The sequence below is a fragment of the Parvibaculum sp. genome, assembly GCF_039973015.1.
Taxonomy (GTDB): Bacteria; Pseudomonadota; Alphaproteobacteria; order Parvibaculales; family Parvibaculaceae; genus Parvibaculum.
This window is the reverse complement of sequence record NZ_JBDWLT010000005.1, coordinates 115998-134726: the sequence shown is the minus strand read 5'-3', so window position 1 is coordinate 134726 and position 18729 is coordinate 115998. Positions and strand designations below refer to the sequence as shown.

General features: G+C 60.8%; 15 protein-coding genes. 2 read left to right on the top strand and 13 right to left on the bottom strand.

Features of this window, described 5'->3' with window-relative positions:
• Positions 1–28 precede the first annotated feature (28 nt).
• Positions 29–1345: a citrate synthase gene (gene gltA / locus ABJO61_RS04120; RefSeq protein WP_348325747.1), complete on the bottom strand. Its 1317-nt coding sequence runs from the start codon at positions 1343–1345 to the stop codon at positions 29–31.
• A 105-nt stretch (positions 1346–1450) separates the two neighbouring features.
• Complete coding sequence (gltX, locus tag ABJO61_RS04115; protein WP_348325745.1) at positions 1451–2863, bottom strand: glutamate--tRNA ligase; 1413 nt, start codon at positions 2861–2863, stop codon at positions 1451–1453.
• A gap of 189 nt (positions 2864–3052) precedes the next feature.
• Here gltX and ABJO61_RS04110 point away from each other — a divergent pair, with 189 nt between their 5' ends.
• Positions 3053–5272, top strand: a complete 2220-nt coding sequence (locus ABJO61_RS04110) for a ComEC/Rec2 family competence protein (RefSeq protein ID WP_348325784.1) — start codon at positions 3053–3055, stop codon at positions 5270–5272.
• Here the strand turns inward: ABJO61_RS04110 and lexA are convergent.
• From lexA to ABJO61_RS04070, 8 genes are all read right to left on the bottom strand, one after another.
• Complete coding sequence (gene lexA / locus ABJO61_RS04105) at positions 5266–5982, bottom strand: transcriptional repressor LexA (protein ID WP_348325743.1); 717 nt, start codon at positions 5980–5982, stop codon at positions 5266–5268. The two genes, ABJO61_RS04110 and lexA, sit on opposite strands and share 7 nt — an antisense overlap.
• Before the next feature lie 114 nt (positions 5983–6096).
• Positions 6097–7308 (bottom strand): gephyrin-like molybdotransferase Glp, encoded by a 1212-nt coding sequence (gene glp, locus ABJO61_RS04100; protein ID WP_348325741.1) that lies wholly within the window; start codon positions 7306–7308, stop codon positions 6097–6099.
• A gap of 2 nt (positions 7309–7310) precedes the next feature.
• The gene (gene moaC, locus ABJO61_RS04095) at positions 7311–7793 is read right to left on the bottom strand and encodes a cyclic pyranopterin monophosphate synthase MoaC (RefSeq protein ID WP_348325739.1); all 483 of its coding nucleotides are present in this window, start codon (positions 7791–7793) and stop codon (positions 7311–7313) included.
• 34 nt (positions 7794–7827) lie between these two features.
• Positions 7828–8676: a 3-deoxy-8-phosphooctulonate synthase gene (gene kdsA, locus ABJO61_RS04090; protein ID WP_348325737.1), complete on the bottom strand. Its 849-nt coding sequence runs from the start codon at positions 8674–8676 to the stop codon at positions 7828–7830.
• 36 nt (positions 8677–8712) lie between these two features.
• Positions 8713–9222, bottom strand: coding sequence for a GNAT family N-acetyltransferase (locus ABJO61_RS04085; RefSeq protein WP_348325735.1), 510 nt, complete (start codon positions 9220–9222; stop codon positions 8713–8715).
• Between the two features lie 156 nt (positions 9223–9378).
• Complete coding sequence (trpC, locus tag ABJO61_RS04080) at positions 9379–10176, bottom strand: indole-3-glycerol phosphate synthase TrpC (RefSeq protein ID WP_348325733.1); 798 nt, start codon at positions 10174–10176, stop codon at positions 9379–9381.
• Positions 10169–11194 carry an anthranilate phosphoribosyltransferase gene (gene trpD / locus ABJO61_RS04075; protein ID WP_348325731.1) on the bottom strand — a complete coding sequence of 342 codons (1026 nt, stop codon included), beginning with the start codon at positions 11192–11194 and terminating at the stop codon, positions 10169–10171. Before trpD ends, trpC begins: the two co-directional genes overlap by 8 nt.
• Before the next feature lie 17 nt (positions 11195–11211).
• Positions 11212–11805 (bottom strand): aminodeoxychorismate/anthranilate synthase component II, encoded by a 594-nt coding sequence (locus tag ABJO61_RS04070; RefSeq protein ID WP_348325729.1) that lies wholly within the window; start codon positions 11803–11805, stop codon positions 11212–11214.
• Between the two features lie 344 nt (positions 11806–12149).
• Between ABJO61_RS04070 and ABJO61_RS04065 the strand changes: the two genes are divergently transcribed.
• Positions 12150–14390, top strand: coding sequence for a S8 family peptidase (locus tag ABJO61_RS04065; protein ID WP_348325727.1), 2241 nt, complete (start codon positions 12150–12152; stop codon positions 14388–14390).
• A gap of 6 nt (positions 14391–14396) precedes the next feature.
• Here ABJO61_RS04065 and trpE read toward each other — a convergent pair whose 3' ends face one another.
• The 3 genes from trpE to ABJO61_RS04050 form a co-directional block, all read right to left on the bottom strand.
• Positions 14397–15908, bottom strand: coding sequence for an anthranilate synthase component I (gene trpE / locus ABJO61_RS04060; protein ID WP_348325725.1), 1512 nt, complete (start codon positions 15906–15908; stop codon positions 14397–14399).
• Entirely contained in the window at positions 15905–17803 is a 1899-nt protein-coding gene (locus tag ABJO61_RS04055; RefSeq protein ID WP_348325723.1) for a SurA N-terminal domain-containing protein, read from the bottom strand. Before ABJO61_RS04055 ends, trpE begins: the two co-directional genes overlap by 4 nt.
• A 178-nt stretch (positions 17804–17981) precedes the next feature.
• Positions 17982–18323 (bottom strand): hypothetical protein, encoded by a 342-nt coding sequence (locus ABJO61_RS04050; protein WP_348325721.1) that lies wholly within the window; start codon positions 18321–18323, stop codon positions 17982–17984.
• Positions 18324–18729 lie beyond the last annotated feature (406 nt).

Genomic DNA, 18729 nt, shown 5'->3' with positions numbered 1-18729 from the left:
GACGCCCTTGACATTGGATAGCGTGAAATTATTTGCGCTTGCCGATATCGACATAGTCCCGTCGCGCGGCGCCTGTATAGAGCTGGCGCGGTCGGCCGATACGCTGACCCGGATCTTCGATCATTTCGTTCCACTGGGCGACCCAGCCAACGGTGCGGGCAAGAGCAAAGAGAACCGTGAACATGGTCGTGGGGAAGCCCATCGCCTTTAGCGTGATGCCCGAATAGAAGTCGATATTCGGATAGAGCTTCTTCTCGACAAAATACTCATCGTTGAGCGCAATTTTCTCAAGCTCAAGCGCTACGTCGAGCAGCGGATCGTCCTTGATACCCAGGACTTTCAGTACCTCGTGACAGGTCTGCTGCATCACGCGTGCACGCGGATCGTAGTTCTTGTAGACGCGGTGACCAAAGCCCATCAGGCGGAAAGGATCGTTCTTGTCCTTGGCGCGCTTGATGAATTCCGGGATACGGTCGACCGTACCTATTTCCTGCAGCATGTTGAGAGCCGCTTCGTTCGCACCGCCATGCGCCGGACCCCAGAGACAGGCGATACCGGCCGCGATACAGGCGAACGGATTTGCACCAGATGAACCGGCGAGGCGGACTGTGGAGGTCGAAGCGTTTTGCTCGTGGTCGGCGTGAAGGATGAAAATCCGGTCCATCGCGCGGGCAAGGATCGGATCGACCTTGTATTCTTCGGCTGGAACCGAGAAGCACATATGCAGGAAGTTCTCGGCATAATCGAGGCTGTTCTTCGGATAGACGACGGGCTGCCCGACTGAGTATTTGTAGGCCATTGCCGCAATCGTCGGAATTTTTGCAATCAGGCGACGGCTTGCGATCATGCGCTGAAGCGGATCGTTGATGTCCGTGGAGTCATGATAGAAGGCTGACAGCGCTCCGACCATGCCGCACATGATGGCCATGGGATGAGCATCGCGGCGGAAGCCACGCAGGAAGAATTGCATCTGTTCATGCACCATCGTGTGCATGGTGATAGCGCGTTCGAACTCGCGATACTGTTCGGAAGTCGGCAATTCGCCATTCAGCAGAAGATAGCAGCTCTCGATGAAGTTGCCGTTCTCGGCGAGTTGGTCGATCGGATAGCCACGATAGAGAAGTGTTCCTTCTTCACCGTCAATATAGGTGATGTCGGATTCACAGCTGGCTGTCGAGGTGAAGCCTGGATCGTAGGTAAACACGCCGCTCTTGCCATAGAGCGCGGAGATGTCGACCACACTAGGGCCGAGAGAGCCGCTATAGACTGGCAATTCGTAGCTGTTGCCGTCCACCGAGAGGGTCGCGTTCGACTTCGCGCCGGCTTTGGTTCCATATTTAGTCATGCCTGCCTACCTGTCCTGTTTGGCCGGTCAGCCGCTCGAAAGCAACAAAGCCGGGCAGTTCGTTAAACATCATTCTGTTTCGCAGCAGCACGGGCACACGGCCTGTCATGCAGCCTGATCCTTGATTCTGCCAAGAGACTCTTCGCGGCCGAGAGTAGCCAGCACATCGAAAATGGGCGGTGAAACGGTGCTTCCCGTGACTGCGGCGCGGAGCGGCTGGGCCACCTTGCCGAGCTTCAGGTTTTCTTCCTCCGCGAATGCACGAACAGCTGCTTCAACCTCTTCCAGGGTCCAGTCGTTTTGAGCTTCAAGGCGAAGAGCCAGCCGTGAGAGGAGGGCGCGGGACTCATCGGTCAGGAGCTGGGTGGCTTTGTCGTCGCAAACGAGAGGCCGGCGGGCGAGGAGGAAAGCGGCGCCTCGACCAAGTTCGACGAGGGTCTTCGCACGTTCCTTCAGGGCCGGCATCAACGCGAGCAGTTTTGAGCGGAAAATCTCGTCCGCCTCCCAGCCTTCAAGTCGTGTCATCAGGGAAATCGTGTCGTCGACGAGCCGTTCGTCATCGGCTTCACGGATGTAGTGTCCGTTCAGGCTTTCGAGTTTCGAAAAATCGAAACGAGCGGGAGAACGCCCGATACTATCGAGGTTGAACCATTCGATGGCCTGCGCGGTAGAGAATATCTCATCGTCGCCATGGCTCCAGCCGAGGCGCACCAGATAGTTGCGCATCGCTTCCGGCAGATACCCCATGTCGCGATAAACCTCGGCCCCGAGTGCGCCATGACGCTTGGAGAGCTTGGCACCGTCAGGTCCATGGATCAGAGGCACGTGGGCGAATTCCGGAATGTCCCAGCCGAGCACAGCGTAGATCTGGCTCTGGCGCCCTGCATTGGTCAAATGGTCGTCTCCCCGCACGATATGGGTGATGCCCATATCGTGGTCGTCTACGACAACTGAAAGATTATAAGTCGGTGTACCATCGCTGCGCAGGATGATCAGGTCATCGAGCTGCTCGTTTGGAAAACGAACCTCGCCCATGACATGATCGCGGACGACCGTTTCCCCTTCATTCGGGGACCGGAAGCGCACGACCGGCTTCACATCGGCAGGCGCTTCGGCGGGATCGCGGTCGCGCCACCGGCCATCGTAGCGGACCGGGCGGCCTTCGGCGCGCGCTTTCTCCCGCATCTCCTCAAGCTCGGCTTGGCTGGCGTAACAATGATAGGCATGACCGTCGCGAAGCAGCTGCTCAACGACCTCTACATGACGCGCCATCCTGGAAGCCTGATAGACCGGCTCCTCGTCCCATTCGAGGCCTAGCCATTTGAGCCCTTCGAAAATAGCCGCAATGGCGCTCTCGGTTGAGCGTTCGCGATCGGTATCTTCGATACGCAGCAAGAAGCGGCCGCCGTGATGCCGGGCAAACAGCCAGCTGAACAGCGCCGTCCGGGCTCCTCCGATATGGAGATAGCCCGTCGGTGACGGCGCGAAACGGGTGATGACTGTCGTGTGTTCCGTCATGATCTCCTGCGATCCGGCGCCGCAGCCGCGCGGGTAGGCAACTCGAATAAATGTTGGCAAGCTTTGACCCGGATTATGGCAATGATGCTTTATGGGTCAGCTGCGGGGCAGGGATTTCTAGCACATTGCGGCAACGCAGCGTAAGCCCGAAATGCAAAGGGCCGAGCGCTCGAAAAGCCGTTTGATGTGATGGGGTTAGGCGAAGTCCTCACGATATGGAGGAGCTTCGGAAATCTGGCTTGGGGGGCCTTTGTGGCGATTGCGACAGATGGACGGCGGCGACCAGCGCTAGGGAAGCTCACGGAACGCATACGCGAAACTGGGGCTGCCTGCGGTGTCTGGCTCAGCGACGCTTATGTTGCTGATAGTGACCGTCTTTTTTTATGGATACCGGTCTTCCTTGGCATCGGGGTGGCGCTCTATTTCGGCCTGCCTGCCGAGCCGCCTCTCTGGCTGGCGCTAATGCCTGTGATGCCGGCGGCCTGGGCCCTTTGGCGGACCCGGCACAGCTCAATATTTGCTCCCTTCTCTGCGGCTGTTCTTTGCGTAGTCATTGGCTTCGCGGCAACGACTTATCGAAGTCATGTCGTTGCGGCCCCCGTTCTCGAGCGACCGATGGCAGGCAATCTCTCAGCGAAGGTCTTGTCCGTCGAGACAACTGAAACAGGCGCCTTGTCGGCCATCCTTGCGCCTTCCGCGTTCGGGCGTCTGTCGCCGGCGGATTTGCCGGCCCGGGTGAAAGTGAATATCAGGCTGCGCGATGCAACTCTGAGGCCCGGCGCGGAAGTGAACCTGCGCGCCCGGCTCATGCCCCCGCCTGAGCCTGTGTTGCCCTATGGTTTTGATTTCGCAAGGCAATCCTGGTTCTCTTCACTCGGCGCCGTTGGGTTTGCCTACACAGCACCAGAGGAGACGGTGCCTCCCACTGGCATGGGGGAGTCCCTGACCATTCTCCGCATGAGTATCGGCGACCGTATCCGTTCCAAAATCGGTGGCACCGGCGGTGCGGTTGCTGCCGCCCTCATTACAGGAGAACGAGCAAGTATCCCTGATCCTGTTTCGGTCGATTTGCGGGCCGCAGGCATCTACCATGTGCTCTCGATTTCCGGGCTCCATATGGTGCTCTTTGCAGGGTCGCTCTTTTGGGCGGTCCGGATGTGCCTGGTCCTTGTTCCGGGGCTCGCACTCCGCTACCCGATCAAGAAATGGGCCGCGGCCGTCGCCATTCTCGGGGCGACCTTTTACTTGGTGATATCGGGAGCAGCGGTGGCAACGCAGCGCGCCTGGATCATGATCTGTCTCATGTTTCTCGCTGTGCTGCTGGACAGGCCTGCACTCAGTATGCGGAATGTAATGCTTGCGGCTACCGTCATCCTGCTGTGGCGTCCGGAAAGTCTTATCGGCGCAAGCTTCCAGATGTCCTTCTCGGCGGTGATCGCGCTGATTGCCTTTTACGAAAGTGAGCCGGTACGCCGATGGACATCGAGGCCGCGCGCAGCAGGTGTCGAGGCGCTCATATCGCGGGCCTTTGCCTACATACTCGGCATTGCATTGACGAGCATCGTTGCAGGCACTGCAACCGGCGTTATTGCCGCCTTTCATTTCAACCGGATCGCGATTTACGGCCTCGCCGGCAATATGGCCGCTATGCCGCTCGTCGGCATTGTGGTTATGCCAATGGCACTCGTCTCGCTTTTACTTATGCCGCTGGGGTTGGATGGCCCTGCGCTATGGGCGATGGGAAAGGGCGTCGATGGTATGCTCGCGATCGCCCATGAAGTTGCAGCCTGGAATGGCGCGGATCGTATGGTCCCCGCGGCACCGCTCTCGGCGCTGGTGATCACGGTGCTGGGTGCATTGTGGCTCACGCTTTGGCGCGCAAGCTGGCGCTATGCGGGAATCTTGCCGATTGTTGTTGGACTGGGGCTTTGGGGGAGCGGACCGAAGCCGGATATTCTGGTGGACCGCGATGCGGCGCTCTTCGCGGTTCGTGGCGCTGACGGACACCTCGTGTTTACGGCATCCCGTCCATCCTACACGGCAGGACAATGGTTGCGTTACGAGGGGGACGCAAGAACGGCGCGGGAAGCTGCGCGATCCGACTTCATGAAATGCGACGGGCGGGGATGCGCCTATAGCGAGCGGGAGCGCCCATCTGTTGCCTTTCCAGAAACTTTGGGAGCCGTTGTCGAAGATTGCGAGCGAAGTGAGATTGTTATCGCGGCGGTTTCCGTTCCTCGCCAAATAAGAAAGGAATGCGCCGCACGGCTGTTGCTTGATTATTTCTTTTTCTGGCGCAATGGCGCAACTGCGATCACTCTGGGCGAGGGAGGCCAGCTGCAGACAGTCACTGCGAAACAGGTGCGCGGCGTGCGGCCGTGGGTCCAGAGGAGCTTGAAGAATCAGTAACGCCGAAGAAGCCCGACAAGCTTTCCCTGTACCCTGACGCGATCCGGGCCGAAAATGCGAGTCTCATAGGCGGGGTTCGCGGCTTCGAGCGCAATCGAGTCGCCCTTCTTGCGAAGCCGCTTCAGTGTCGCCTCATATCCATCGACGAGCGCAACAACGATCTCACCACTGGTCGCGGTGTCGCAACGCTGTATGAGCACTGTGTCACCATCGAGGATACCGGCTTCGATCATCGAGTCGCCCTTCACCTCAAGCGCATAGTGTTCGCCCGAGCCGAGCAGGCTGAGCGGAACACTGACCTGGTGACTTTCTTCCTGCAGCGCCTCAATGGGGGTGCCTGCTGCGATGCGGCCCATGACGGAGAGCGTCATACTGTCGCTGGGTTCGCGCGCAGGCGCGAGATCGCGGCTCGCGGGCTTCATCTGTGCCCCGCCTTCGATAACGCTCGGTGAGAAGCCTTTTCCGCCGCGTGCTATGGCGAGGCTTGGCGAGGCCGATTCGGGAAGCTTGAGAATTTCGAGGGCGCGGGCCCGGTGCGGCAGGCGGCGGATGAATCCGCGCTCTTCAAGCGCTGTAATGAGACGGTGTATGCCGGATTTCGAGCGGAGGTCCAAAGCCTCCTTCATCTCGTCAAAGCTGGGGGAAACGCCGCCTTCCTTGATCCGCTCATGGATAAACATCAGCAGTTCGTGTTGCTTGCGCGTCAGCATTGGTCCTTGCCCCTCCGTTCGTTTCGGGACCGTCGGCCCTCGGAACAAAACAAAAACGTTCGCAGCCGTTCTAGTTTAGTTCTCCTGTATGTGTCAAGCGCATTTGTGGATAAGTCACATCCTGAGGGGCAAAACCGAAACGATGGTGCCGGCCCTGGCTGCCTCTGCGCCAGGTGCGCGAACGATCAGGCAACCCGCATCGGCCAGGATGGAAAGCATGGAGCTGTCCTGCACTTCGAATGGTGTGGCAACGGGCAGTTCGTCATGAACATGGTCGAGCCCGGCGCGAACATAATTCTCGCGAGCGTCGTTGGCGGGCATGTCCCGCCCCAGCCGCGCGATGCCAGTGTGAAGGGCGCTGTCGCCACCTTGCATGCGCTGAATGGCAGGCTTCAGGAAAAGTGTCGCGCAGACGAGAGCGGAAACCGGATTGCCCGGCAGGCCGAGCATCGGTTTGCCGTCGAGCGAGCCATACATGAGCGGCTTGCCAGGACGCATTGCGATCTTCCAGAAGTCGATATCGAGACCGAGCGGGCTCAACGCTTCCTGCACGAGATCGTGATCGCCGACGGAGGCGCCACCAAGAGTGACGAGCATGTCGGCCGCGCCTGCGCGCTCTGCAGCTTCCCGAATGGCGCCGACGCGATCGGGTGCAATGCCGAGGTCGAGCGGAATGCCGCCTGCTTCGATGATGAGAGCGGCCAGCCCGTCATTATTTGCGGAAATAATCTGGTTCGCTCCCGGCTCCGTTCCCGGAGGCACGAGTTCGTCACCGGTCGAAAAGAAAGCAATGACGGGGCGCTTGTGAACATTCAGCGTTGCGAGGTTCATTGCGGCAGCGAATGCGATATCGGCAGGTGAAAGTCTGCGGCCTGCGGGCATGCCTGCATCGCCGGTACGAAAATCGAGACCGCATGGCCGAACATGCCGCCCGGCTTTCACGGCCTCCCTGATGGTGACGGTATTGCCGTCACGCTCTGTATCTTCCTGAATGACGATCGCGTCGGCACCGCGCGGCAATGCAGCACCGGTGAAGATACGAACGGCCTCACCCTTGGCGAGATGTTTGGGATAAGAGCTGCCTGCGGGCGCTTCGCCGACGACCTTGAGCTGGACGGGAACGGAAGCAACATCTTCAACGCGCACGGCATAGCCGTCCATTGCCGAAAGATCGGCGGGCGGCTGAGTGCGCCGTGCAATGGCTTCTTCAGCAAGCACACGCCCAAGGGCTTCTGCGAGTGAAACAGACTCAACAGGTGTTGTATGCAGTGCCGCCAGAATCCGCGTCCGCGCATCCTCGACGGGAAGGAGAGGCTGCTTTGCCATCTTTATCTCGCCTCGTAGTCGCCTGACTTGCCTCCCGATTTCCGGGTCAGCCTGATGTCGCCGATTTTCATCCCGCGGTCGACTGCCTTTGCCATGTCGTAGAGTGTGAGACAGGTGACGCTGACGGCCGTGAGCGCTTCCATTTCGACACCGGTCTGCCCGGAAACTTTCACCGTGGCCTCGACTTCAACGGAATTGCTCTTCTTGTCAGGGCGAAGTTCAACCTCGACCCTGGATATGGCGAGAGGGTGGCAAAGCGGAATGAGATCGGATGTTTTCTTTGCCGCCATGATGCCCGCGAGCCTTGCAACCTCAAGGGCATTCCCTTTCTTCAGGCCGTCGCCGAGAATGAGGTTCAGCGTTGCGGCCTTCATCGTGATGCGGCCCTTCGCGGTCGCACTGCGCGAGGTGACGGGCTTCTCTGCCACGTCCACCATGCGGGCCGCGCCCTTGTCGTCGAGATGCGTCAGTTTCTTTCCGGCCAATTGAAAAGCCTTTCGTGGGCTGCCGTTTCGTCCGTCAGTTTGCTGCCGAGTGAATGGCCTTGAGGCTCGCGAAGAGTTTTGACGCGCCGTCGAGCGGGAGGCAGCTCGGGCCGTCGCAAAGCGCCTTGTCCGGGTCCGGATGAAACTCCAGGAAGACCCCGTTTGCACCGGACGCCACAGCAGCTTTTGCGATGACGGGAACGCCTTCGCGGCGGCCGCCGGTGGAAGCGCCTTGCGTACGCGGGTCGGCGCCCGGAAGTTGCACGGCGTGGGTCGCATCGATAGTCACGGGCGCGCCAAGCTTCTTCATTTCATCGAAGGCCAGCATGTCGACAACAAGGTTATTATAGCCAAAGGAGTTGCCGCGCTCGCAGAGGATCGTGATGTCTTCGCCGCAGGCTTCCTTGATTTTCGAGACGATGTTGCGGCAATCCCAGGGTGCGAGGAACTGGCCTTTCTTCACATGAAGAAGGCCTCTCGCCTTGTGTGTGGCACGCGCTGCGGCCACGACCAGATCCGTCTGGCGGCAAAGGAAAGCCGGTATTTGTACGAGATCGGCAACTTCGGCGATTGCCTCAGCCTGATCAACTTCATGGATGTCTGTGCAAATCGGGACGTTGAAGCGCTGCTTCACTTCAGCCAGCATCGCAAGGCCATCTTTCAGACCCGGCCCGCGATAGCTTTTGATCGAGGAGCGGTTTGCCTTGTCGAAGCTTGCCTTGAAGATGAACGGAAGTTTCAACTCGTCGAGCACCGCCTTCAGGTGCTCCGCCGTTGCGACCGTGAGATCGAGATCCTCAAGAACATTGAGGCCAGCGATGCAGAGAAGCGGCTCGCCATCGCCGATTGCCATGTTCCATTTGGGAAGCTTGAGAACGGTCATGATCTAACGTCACTTTCCTTGTTGGCGGTCTGTATCTTACAGGTCTTTGCGCATGAAGCATCGGCGGTTGAGCGGCAAGCCAAGATCTTCCTCGCGATAATGGGCGAGAAGAAGGGCGGGCGTCCACTCATGGCGTTCGAGCTCGCGGAATCCGCAGGAACGGTAGAATGGTCCGTTCCATGGGAGGTCGCGAAAGGTCGAAAGTGTAACGGCAGGAAAGCCATCATTCGCGGCATGCGCGCAGACAGCCTCGACAAGCCTGCGGCCGAGACCGTTTCGTCCATGTAGGGGGTGTACGGATAATTCAAAAATGTGCATCGCCCGATCGAGCGGGGCCGAAAGAATGAAGCCGGTAGGGGTGTCGTCTGCGGTCGCGACAAGGACGGCACCGGTGCGTGCGGCGGCTTCTATGAATTCAAGGTCGGTGGGCTCGTGTGCGGCGATTTCAGGCATCCCGGCATCGGCAAAAAGGGCACCGGCGGCATTCTCGATTTCGCCGAAAAGAGCAAAATCCTGTGGCCTTGAGGTGCGGATATCATAGGTCATTTCGGGCTTCCTGACGGCCGACTGTCATCGAAACGTCATCAAAACGTAACATTCCGGGGCTTTGTCCCCATAGGCGGGGACAAGGGTGGAGCGGGCAGCGTCTTCCGTGAGAATTTAACCCCCGGTTTCCGGTGCCAGCCGGTTATGCACCTGCGTTCAGGCGGAACCCGCCAGCAACATGCGTGTTGCTGCCTCCACATTTTCCTTCCTCATCAAGCTCTCACCCACCAGGAATGTCCGCACACCAACTTTGGAAAGGCGAACAAGATCGTCATGCGTGAAGATTCCGCTCTCACCCACGATGAGACGGTCGCCGGGAACAAGAGGAGCAAGCCGCTCCGTTGTGGCGAGCGTCGTCTCGAAGGTCTTGAGGTTGCGGTTGTTGATGCCGAGGAGCGGGCTTTTGAGGGCGAGGGCACGGGTCAGCTCTTCCTCGTTGTGAACTTCGACCAGCACATCCATCTTCCAGCCGAACGCCGCTTCTTCGAGTTCCTTCGCCTGCGCGTCCGAAACGGCCGCCATGATGATGAGAATGGCATCCGCTCCCATCGCGCGCGCTTCCGCCACCTGATAGGTATCGTACATGAAGTCCTTGCGGATGACGGGAAGCGCGGTTGCGGCGCGAGCGGTTGCAAGATAATCCGGCGCGCCCTGGAATGAAGGGCCGTCCGTCAAAACGGAAAGACACGCGGCGCCACCTGCTTCATAGGCGCGGGCGAGGGCAGGCGGATCGAAATCAGCCCGGATGAGGCCCTTTGAGGGGCTTGCCTTCTTGATCTCGGCAATGAGGGCGTAAGCCCCCGCATCGGTGCGAGCGCGGAGCGCAGAGGCAAAACCGCGAACGGGCGATGCGGAATGCGCTGCATCTTCCACGGAAGAAAGCGGATGCGCACGCTTTGCCTCGGCGATCTCGTCGAGCTTGTAGGCGCCAATCTTTTCGAGAATGTCAGCCATCGGACTTTCCGTTCGAGGCGGCAACGAGTTTCGCAAGCGTTTCCCTTGCGGCCCCGCTATCGACGATCCTGGCCGCGGCTCCGACGCCTTCCTTCAGGCTCGCCGCCTTGCCGGAGACGATCAGAGCGGCGGCGGTGTTGAGCAGCACGATATCGCGGTATGCGCCCGGTTCGCCATCGAAGAGGCGACGGATGGCCGCTGCGTTCTCGGCCGGGTCGCCACCTTTCAATTCATCGATGGAGACACGGCGGAGACCTGCTTCTTCCGGCGTTACCTCGAAGATGCGGATCTTGCCATCCTTCAATTCGGCGACGGCGGTCGGACCCGTCGTCGTGATTTCGTCCATGCCATCCGAGCCGTGAACGACCCATGCACTTGTCGAGCCCAGATTGCGGAGCACCTCGGCGAAGGGCTCGACCCAGGAAGCGGCGAAGACGCCGAGCAATTGCCGCTTCACGAGAGCGGGGTTGGAAAGCGGTCCGAGCATGTTGAAGACGGTCTTGATGCCGAGATCGCCGCGCACCGGCGCGACATGCTTCATGGCAGCGTGATGCGCCTGCGCGAACATGAAACCGATGCCGGCCTTCTCGATGCACTTTGCGATGGTGGCTGGATCGATGTCGAGATTGACGCCGAGTTCCTGCAAGGCATCTGCAGTGCCCGAAAGAGAGGAGGCCTTGCGATTACCGTGTTTTGCGACCGGAACACCCGCCGCCGCGACGACGATGGCGGTCGCGGTCGAGATATTCCAGGTGCCAATGCCGTCGCCGCCTGTGCCGACAATGTCGATGGCATCCGCAGGTGCGGTGACACGGAGCGCGCGCTCGCGCATGACGGTGGCGCCAGCGGTGATTTCCTCAACGGTCTCACCGCGCACACGAAGCCCCATCAGGAAGGCTGCAATCTGCGCAGGCGTCGCCTCGCCGGACATGACCGTCTCGAAGGCGTCGCGCGCAGTGGCTACGTCGAGCGGCTGGCCCTCGGCGAGCCGCGCGATGATGGTCTTGAAGTCAGTCATTGCCCCCGTTCGTCCCCTCAAGCCAGTTCGCGCGTGTTCATGCCCGCAAGCTGCAGGAAATTGCGCAAGATGTCATGCCCGTGCTCGGAGGCGATGCTTTCTGGATGAAACTGAACGCCGTGGATCGGCAGCTCCTTGTGCTGCGCGCCCATGATGATGCCGTCATTGGTCCAGGCTGTGATTTCAAGGCAGTCCGGCAGACTTTCTCGCTCGACGATGAGCGAGTGGTAGCGCGTCGCCTCGATCGGGCTCGGCAGATACTGGAAGAGGCCTTTGCCGCCATGATGGATGGCGCTCATCTTGCCGTGCATCAGCGAGGGCGCCCGCACCACCTTGCCGCCGAAAGACTGACCGATGGCCTGATGGCCGAGGCAGACGCCGAGAAGGGGAATGCGATGCGCGGCAGCGGCCTTTATGAGATCGAGGCAGATACCGGCCTTGTCCGGGTCGCAGGGGCCCGGCGAAAGGACGATTGCCCGAGGCCGTGTCGAGAGTGCCTCGTTGACCGTGATCTTGTCGTTCCGGTGGACGCGCGCCTCCGCCCCCAGCTCGCCCAGAAAATGGACGAGATTGTAGGTGAAGCTGTCGTAGTTATCGATGAGCAGCAGCATGACCGGAACCCTGAAGAACGCCAGCCGGTGAAGCTGCCGTGTGGCTTCTATATAGGCGCGCAGCCCATGCCGGGGCAAGGCTCGGCGGAACGGTCTTTCCCGGCGGTTTCAAGGGGATCGCGGGGCGACGCGGCGCACAGACGGCGGGGGAAGGAAACCCTTCAAGATCAAAGCGTTATGAATAATGATTGGGGTTGCTTCCTGGAATGTTAATGTGTGTGATCGGGGTTGGCTGAAACCTGCGTTCATTAACCTTTCCAGAACCATGCAGGTAGTACCCCGGTTGGAGACGGCAACTGTCTCGCAAAGGCGATTCCGGCAGGGAAGGAGCGGAGGGGCCCTGGATGAACACGCATACTCCATTGTTTGCGCTGGCTGTGACGGTTGCTCTCATTGCGGCTGCCCCGGGCCATGCCGCCGGATATGAATATTCGTCCGATGACCAGTTCAACCTCGAACGGATCGGTGTCACCGAAACGCTGCATGAGACGCTGGATGGCAGCGGTTTCGCGATTGCGGTTTTCGATGGTGAAATCGATATCGAGCATGTGGACCTGAGCGCCAAGACGAAGGCCTTCTATCCTTATCCGGGGGCCTACTGGGAGCCCGATCCCCACGGTACGCATGTAGCGGGGATCGCAGGTGCGTCGGCCAATGGTGTGGGCATTGCGGGTGTCGCGCCGGGTGTCCGTGTCTATGGCTACTCCTTTTTCGATGGTGACGACTGGGTTGCCGATGATGGCGGCCGCAAGGCGCTCGGACATGTGCGGCTGATGAACGCGCTTGGCGCGAATATCGTGGCCATCAACATGAGCTATGGCCCGCAGCGCGCCGGCGACGTCTTCATGCCGAAGGAGGTTTATTTTCTCGACAATTATACGGATGAGGCGGTGATTGTGCGCGCCGCAGGCAATGACGGCGTCCGCCTGAAGCGAGAGAGCTATCGCCACGCGGCGCCCGAAAATCTCGGGCATATCCTGATCGTCGGAAGTGTGGATGAGAACAACCAGATTTCCAGTTTTTCGAACCAGGCGGGCAATGCCTGTTTCGGCAAGTCGAATGATTGCGAGTTCGACAGCAAGCTCCGAAATTATTTCATCGTCGCGCCGGGGGCCGGCATTCTTTCCGATTATCCTGGCCAGAGTCTCGCCCACGGTTCCGGTACGTCGATGGCCGCGCCGCATGTTACGGGCGCGGTTGCGCTTGTCGCCCAGAACGCGGCGGACAAGAATACGCCGCTGACCCCGACGCAACTGGCTTCGATCATCAAGGAATCCGCCATCGATCTCGGCAAGCCCGGTGCCGATACGGTTTATGGCTGGGGACTTCTGAATGTGCCGGCGGCGCTTGGTCCCGTCGGCGGAACGGTTATCCTGACGTCGGATACGGTCACGGCGAAGACCGGCCAGACAACGACGCGCGAGACAGTCTTCAGGGACTGGGGCTATTCGAGCATGAGCGTTTCCAGCCGCTCGCTCCTTTCCGGCCTTGTTGTCTTCGATGCTTATGGAAGGCCCTTCGAGGCGAATACGGCTGCTTTTGTGGCCGAGCACGAGCCTGCTCTCTCCCAACGCGGGCTCGATATTCTCGGGCTCGTCTCCCAGCGAAAGACAGTCGATCTCGACAATGGCGACACGGCGATGCTGGCCTGGAACGCGACCGGGCTCGACGGCGAAACCTCGTCTGCGCTTCGCATGGTGACGGGCGGCACCGAAATCAGCATCGGCATCGGCGCCCCGGCGCTCTTTTTGTCGGACGTGCCTTCCGCGAACAGGGCAGCGGCCCCGCAGCGTTTTTCGCAAATCATGTTCTCCTCGCTTGGCGAAGCGAGCGGCCTCTTCGGTGAGGCCGTTTCGATAGGCGCAGGCACGAAACTCACCGACCGCCTGAGCGGTCACGCCTTCGCGATGACGCAAGAGGAATTCGATACCGGCCTTTCCGGCCTTGCGATTACCGATCCCCTCGCCGAAAGCCGGGGCGATGCGACGTTTGCCGCAGTCGGTCTTTCCTATCGCCTGAACGAAAACTGGACGGCAGGGGGCTCCTATGCGGTGCTGCGCGAGCGCGGCTCGGTGGCGGGCATGGTGTCGGACGGGGCGCTGTCTCTCGGCGAGGAAGCGCTGACGCAATTCCAGGGCGTGAACCTCACAGGCGCGCTCGGTGGCACCTGGTCGCTTGCCGCCTTTTATACGCGAGCGACAATCGACAGCGCAGGCACGGAAAGCTCTCTATTCGAGCCCGCGGATAATTGGGGCGGCGACCATTACGGGCTGATGCTCGATGCAGAGAACCTCTTTCACGAGAGCAGCCTGCTACGTTTTTCGCTGGTGAAGCCGCTCCAGATCACCAGTGGCACCATGTCGCTGCGTGTGCCGGTCGGTCGCGAATTCGACGGCAGCGTGAACTATGAGAAACGGAGTGCAAGTTTCGATGGCAGTGCAATGCCCCTCGAAGCAGGCGTGACCTATCTTGCGGAGACCGGCTACGGCACGTTCGGCATCACGCTCGATCTCGTCGACACGAATGTGAACGGCGCGGGCGAGACGGGAGCGTCCATCGGCGCGGGCTTCTCGTTCGCTTTCTAGGGGAGCCTATTGCCGCTTGCCTGCCTGCGAGGCGTAGCGGACGGCTTCCTCGGCGGCGCGGAAAAGCGCTTTCGCCTTGTTGATGCTTTCCTGATGCTCGCCCTGGGGGCTCGAATCCGCCACGACGCCGCCACCGGCCTGCACATACATCTTGCCGTCCTTCACGATGGCCGTGCGCAGCACGATGCAGGTGTCCATCTCGCCAGCCGCGGAGAAATAACCGACGCAACCGGCATAGGGGCCGCGCTTTTCAAGTTCGAGCTCGTCGATGATCTCCATCGCCCGGACCTTGGGCGCGCCTGAAACGGTGCCCGCGGGGAAGCCTGCGACAAGGGCGGATATGGCGTCATAGGATGGATCGAGGTCGCCCTCGACATTCGATACGATGTGAATGAGATGCGAGGTGAACTGGAGCGCGAAACGCTCCGTTGCCTCGACCGATCCGATCTTCGAGACGCGGCCGACATCGTTGCGCCCGAGGTCGAGCAACATCAGATGCTCCGCGCGTTCCTTCGGATCGGCGAGAAGCTCCTCGGAGATCGCCTCGTCCTCGGCCTTGTTTTTTCCGCGATGGCGTGTTCCGGCGACGGGGCGGATCGTGACGCGATTGTTCCGCACACGAACGAGAATTTCAGGACTCGATCCGACAATGGAGAAATTGTCGAAGTTCAGGAAATAGAGGAAAGGCGAGGGGTTGATCCGCCGGAGCGCGCGGTAGAGCGAGAAGGGCGGCAACTCGAATGGCGTCTCGAAACGCTGCGAGAGCACGACCTGAAATATATCGCCCGCTGCGATATATTCCTTCGCGCGTTCGACCATGCCGTAATAGGTGTCGCGCGGCGTATTGGAGCGCGGCTCTTCAAGCGCGGCGATGTCTGCTTCACGGTGCCCATGCGGCAGGGCACGGTCGAAATCCGCAATCACATCAGACAGGCGCTCGCTGGCGCGCGCATAGGCCGCGCGGGCACTGACGCCGGGCTCGGGACGCACGGGCGTGACGAGCGTTACCTCGTCCTTCACGGAATCGAAGACGGCGATGATGGTGGGACGGAGAAAGATGCCGTCGGGCAGGCCGAGTGCATCCGGGTTCTGGTCCGGGAGGTGCTCCATGAGGCGCACCATGTCATAGCTCATATAGCCGAAGACACCGGCTGCCATCGGCGGCAGTTCTTCCGGCAGCTCGATCCGGCTTTCCTCGATGAAGGCGCGCAGACTTTTCAGCGCACCACCGGCACAGGGCTCGAAAGCGCCATCGTCGAAACGCGCCTTGCGATTGATCTCCGCCGCATCGCCCGTCGTGCGCCAGATGGCGTCCGGCTTGAGACCAATGATCGAATAGCGATTGCGGCTGTCGCCGCCCTCGACGGATTCGAGAAGGAAGCTGTTCGGCTTGTCTTCCGCGATCTTGAGCATGGCGGAGACAGGCGTGTCGAGGTCGGCAACGAGGCGCGTATAGACGACCTGCGCCGTGCCGGCGTTGTAGGCGGCCTCGAAGGAATCGAACTCCGGCAGGATCATTGCGTGGTGCTCGCTCCGGTGATCTGGGCCAGGAGGCCCGCATTCACTTCGACGCCCAGCTCCTTTTGATAGCCCGTCACGATAATCTGAAGCATGTCGGCCTCGATCGAATCGCGGACGTTCTTTTCGATCTCTGCATATTTCTCCGAACCTTGCTTGAGATCGGGCTCACGAATTTCCTTTACCTGCATCAGAAGCAGGCTGTCGCCAACCCCGACCGGACCGGAGGTGAAGCCGCCTTCCGGCGTCGCGAAGAGGCTGGCGACGGCGGTGCGCGAGAAGGTGTCGTTTTGTGCGTTGCGGCCTATGCCCGGCATGGTGAGAACGCTGCGGTCATATTCGCCTGCGATCTTCTCGAAGCTTTCGCCGGCATTGCCGCGCTCCACCAGCTTGTCTGCCAGCGCCTGAAGCTCGGCGGTGCGCTTTCTCTCCTTCCAGATCGAGAGGACGCGCTCGCGCACCTCTTCGAGCGGCTGGACCTCGGCGGGCGTGATCGCATCGACCTGGACCCAGTAATAACCCTGGCCCGCGGTCGCAAGCGGCGGGATCTGTTCGCCGATGCCGCTGGCATAGGCGGTTTCGAGCAGGTCCGGCAGCTCTTCCGGCAATTCGACCGGATCGCCCTTGCGCGTCTTGCCGTCATCGGTGACGCCATCGATCTCGCGCAGGGTCAGGCTGTAGCGGGCCGCGATATCGGCCAGCGACTCGCCGCCCGCGCGGGCATCCTCGATATTGTTCTGGATGTCGTAGATTTGTTCCTGCGCCAGTTCGAGTTCCATCGTGCGGCGCAGATCTGCCCTCACACTTTCATAGGTGCTGGGTTTGGCGGGCGAGATTTCGCCGACATGAAAAATGGACCAGCCGAGCGGGCCGCTGACAGGCTCGCTCCACGCGCCGCTTTCGGCGGAGAAGGCGGCATCGGCGAGGGCGGGCGACAGAAGCTCCGCGCGGGAAATCATGCCGAGTTCCACGTCTTTCATGGTGAGGCCGAGTTCGGCGACGATCTCTTCCGTGGCAGTGCCGCCGCGCAGCTTTTCGAGCGCGTCGTTTGCGGCTTCCTCGGAAGCGAATGTGACCTGCTGGATGTCGCGCCGCTCGGGCACATCGTAGTCGCCGCGCCGCTGTTCATAGGCCGCGCGCAGGTCTTCGTCGGAAATGGTCATGGTCTGCGTGATGTCTTCGGGCTCCAGCACCATGAAGCTGATGTCGCGGGTCTCCGGCAGGGTAAAGGCGGAGGCGCCTGCTTCATGGAAGGCCTGAAGCGTCTCTTCATCCGGGTCATCGATCTCGCCGGCAAGCGAGGGCGGCAGGATGATGTAACCGGCGGTGCGCGTCTCTTCCTGATAGCGCGCGACGACGCCGACAATCGACTCCGGCGCGGCGACGCCAGCGGAAATGGCATCGACAAGCTGCTCACGCACCATGCCCTTGCGGCGTTGCTCGACGAAACGCTCCTCGCTGATGCCGTTGGCGCGAAGCGTCTGGCGGAAAAGCTCGCGGTCGAAACGGCCGAAGGCGCCCTGAAGGTTCTGGTCGGTCATGATATCGAGCCCGACCGCGTCATCGCCGACGGCGAGCCCCATATCTTTTGCGGCGCCATCAAGCGCGGCGATGCTGATAAGGCGGGACAGCGCCGAACGGTCGAGGCCGAAGGCGCGAGCCTGTTCCGGCGTGAGCTGCGTACCGAGGCGCTGGGTGACGCGATCCATCTCGATGCGGAATTCACGGTCATAGGTGGCCGAATCGATTTCCTCATCCCCGACCGTTGCGACGGTGTCGCCCGCAAAGCCCGTGAAAATGTCGGCGATTCCCCAGACCGCGAAGGCGATCACCAGCACGCCGATGATGACCTTCCCGAGAATACCAGAGGCGGCGCTGCGCATTGAATCGAGCATAGGGCGTCTTTCTTCATGGATTGCGTTGTCGGGCGTCCGGCATGCCGCTCACCCCCTCCCGCGAGAGGGCGGCATGATAGGTGCGCGCCCTTGCCCCCGCAAGCGGATCGGAGCGGCTTTCGGCTTGATTTCCCTTGGAAAAAGCCAGTCCAAGGGCCCGGAGCCGGGCCGCCCGCCCTCAGGGCATGACCTGAAAGACGGGCGGAACGCCAAACCGGACATAGGCGTCGATCCCGGCACGCGTGATCGCGACGAGGAACCACATGGCGGCAAAGGCCGTGACGCCCCAGAGGAGCAGGGCGAAGACCGGGCCGAGCATGTGCGGCTCTTCGTCATGGACAATGGCAAAGAGAGCGGCGGGCAGGGCGGCCTGAAGTGCGGGCAGCAATATTGCCAGCACATCGAGAAAGTCAGCGGGCGCCTGGGTCTGGAGCGCGGTGACGGTGAAGACGGCCAGAGCGGCGGCGACACCCGAGGAGCGGGCGTTGCGGGCGGTCCAGGACGCGGCGGCGGCAAGCATGAGCGGTCTCCTTCTCTCTCCGCGCGGCGGAGAAAGGCAAAGTATTCATTGAGTATTTACATCACCGGCGAGCGGTATGACTTTCCCGTTCGCTCGTTCACATTTCGCGAAAGAGCGCCATGCCGGAAGGCGGGCGTCGGTGACGGTCAGGCGATCGGCGGCATGAAATCAGGCGGGCCGCGGATTTCCCATGCGGGGACGGCGATAAGGGCAGAATGCCCATTGCCGCTGCCGGGCGGCAATGCAAAGTATTCGATGAACATGATGGACTCCCGGAACACGAGGGTGGCTCAGTGACCGGAGTTCCTAAAACACAAGAGCCCCGATCTGGTGGATGGGGCTCTCAAGTGTCGATGGCAGGCTTAATTCAGCACGCGCGCAAGCGACCCGGCCCCGAAGGCGAGTA

Excerpts from the sequence above, each read along its gene's own strand:
- gltA (WP_348325747.1), bottom strand. The coding sequence starts at position 1,345 with ATGACTAAATATGGAACCAAAGCCGGCGCGAAGTCGAACGCGACCCTC.
- gltX (WP_348325745.1), bottom strand. The coding sequence starts at position 2,863 with ATGACGGAACACACGACAGTCATCACCCGTTTCGCGCCGTCACCGACG.
- ABJO61_RS04110 (WP_348325784.1), top strand. The coding sequence starts at position 3,053 with ATGGGGTTAGGCGAAGTCCTCACGATATGGAGGAGCTTCGGAAATCTG.
- lexA (WP_348325743.1), bottom strand. The coding sequence starts at position 5,982 with ATGCTGACGCGCAAGCAACACGAACTGCTGATGTTTATCCATGAGCGG.
- glp (WP_348325741.1), bottom strand. The coding sequence starts at position 7,308 with ATGGCAAAGCAGCCTCTCCTTCCCGTCGAGGATGCGCGGACGCGGATT.
- kdsA (WP_348325737.1), bottom strand. The coding sequence starts at position 8,676 with ATGACCGTTCTCAAGCTTCCCAAATGGAACATGGCAATCGGCGATGGC.
- ABJO61_RS04085 (WP_348325735.1), bottom strand. The coding sequence starts at position 9,222 with ATGACCTATGATATCCGCACCTCAAGGCCACAGGATTTTGCTCTTTTC.
- trpC (WP_348325733.1), bottom strand. The coding sequence starts at position 10,176 with ATGGCTGACATTCTCGAAAAGATTGGCGCCTACAAGCTCGACGAGATC.
- trpD (WP_348325731.1), bottom strand. The coding sequence starts at position 11,194 with ATGACTGACTTCAAGACCATCATCGCGCGGCTCGCCGAGGGCCAGCCG.
- ABJO61_RS04070 (WP_348325729.1), bottom strand. The coding sequence starts at position 11,805 with ATGCTGCTGCTCATCGATAACTACGACAGCTTCACCTACAATCTCGTC.
- ABJO61_RS04065 (WP_348325727.1), top strand. The coding sequence starts at position 12,150 with ATGAACACGCATACTCCATTGTTTGCGCTGGCTGTGACGGTTGCTCTC.
- trpE (WP_348325725.1), bottom strand. The coding sequence starts at position 15,908 with ATGATCCTGCCGGAGTTCGATTCCTTCGAGGCCGCCTACAACGCCGGC.
- ABJO61_RS04055 (WP_348325723.1), bottom strand. The coding sequence starts at position 17,803 with ATGCTCGATTCAATGCGCAGCGCCGCCTCTGGTATTCTCGGGAAGGTC.
- ABJO61_RS04050 (WP_348325721.1), bottom strand. The coding sequence starts at position 18,323 with ATGCTTGCCGCCGCCGCGTCCTGGACCGCCCGCAACGCCCGCTCCTCG.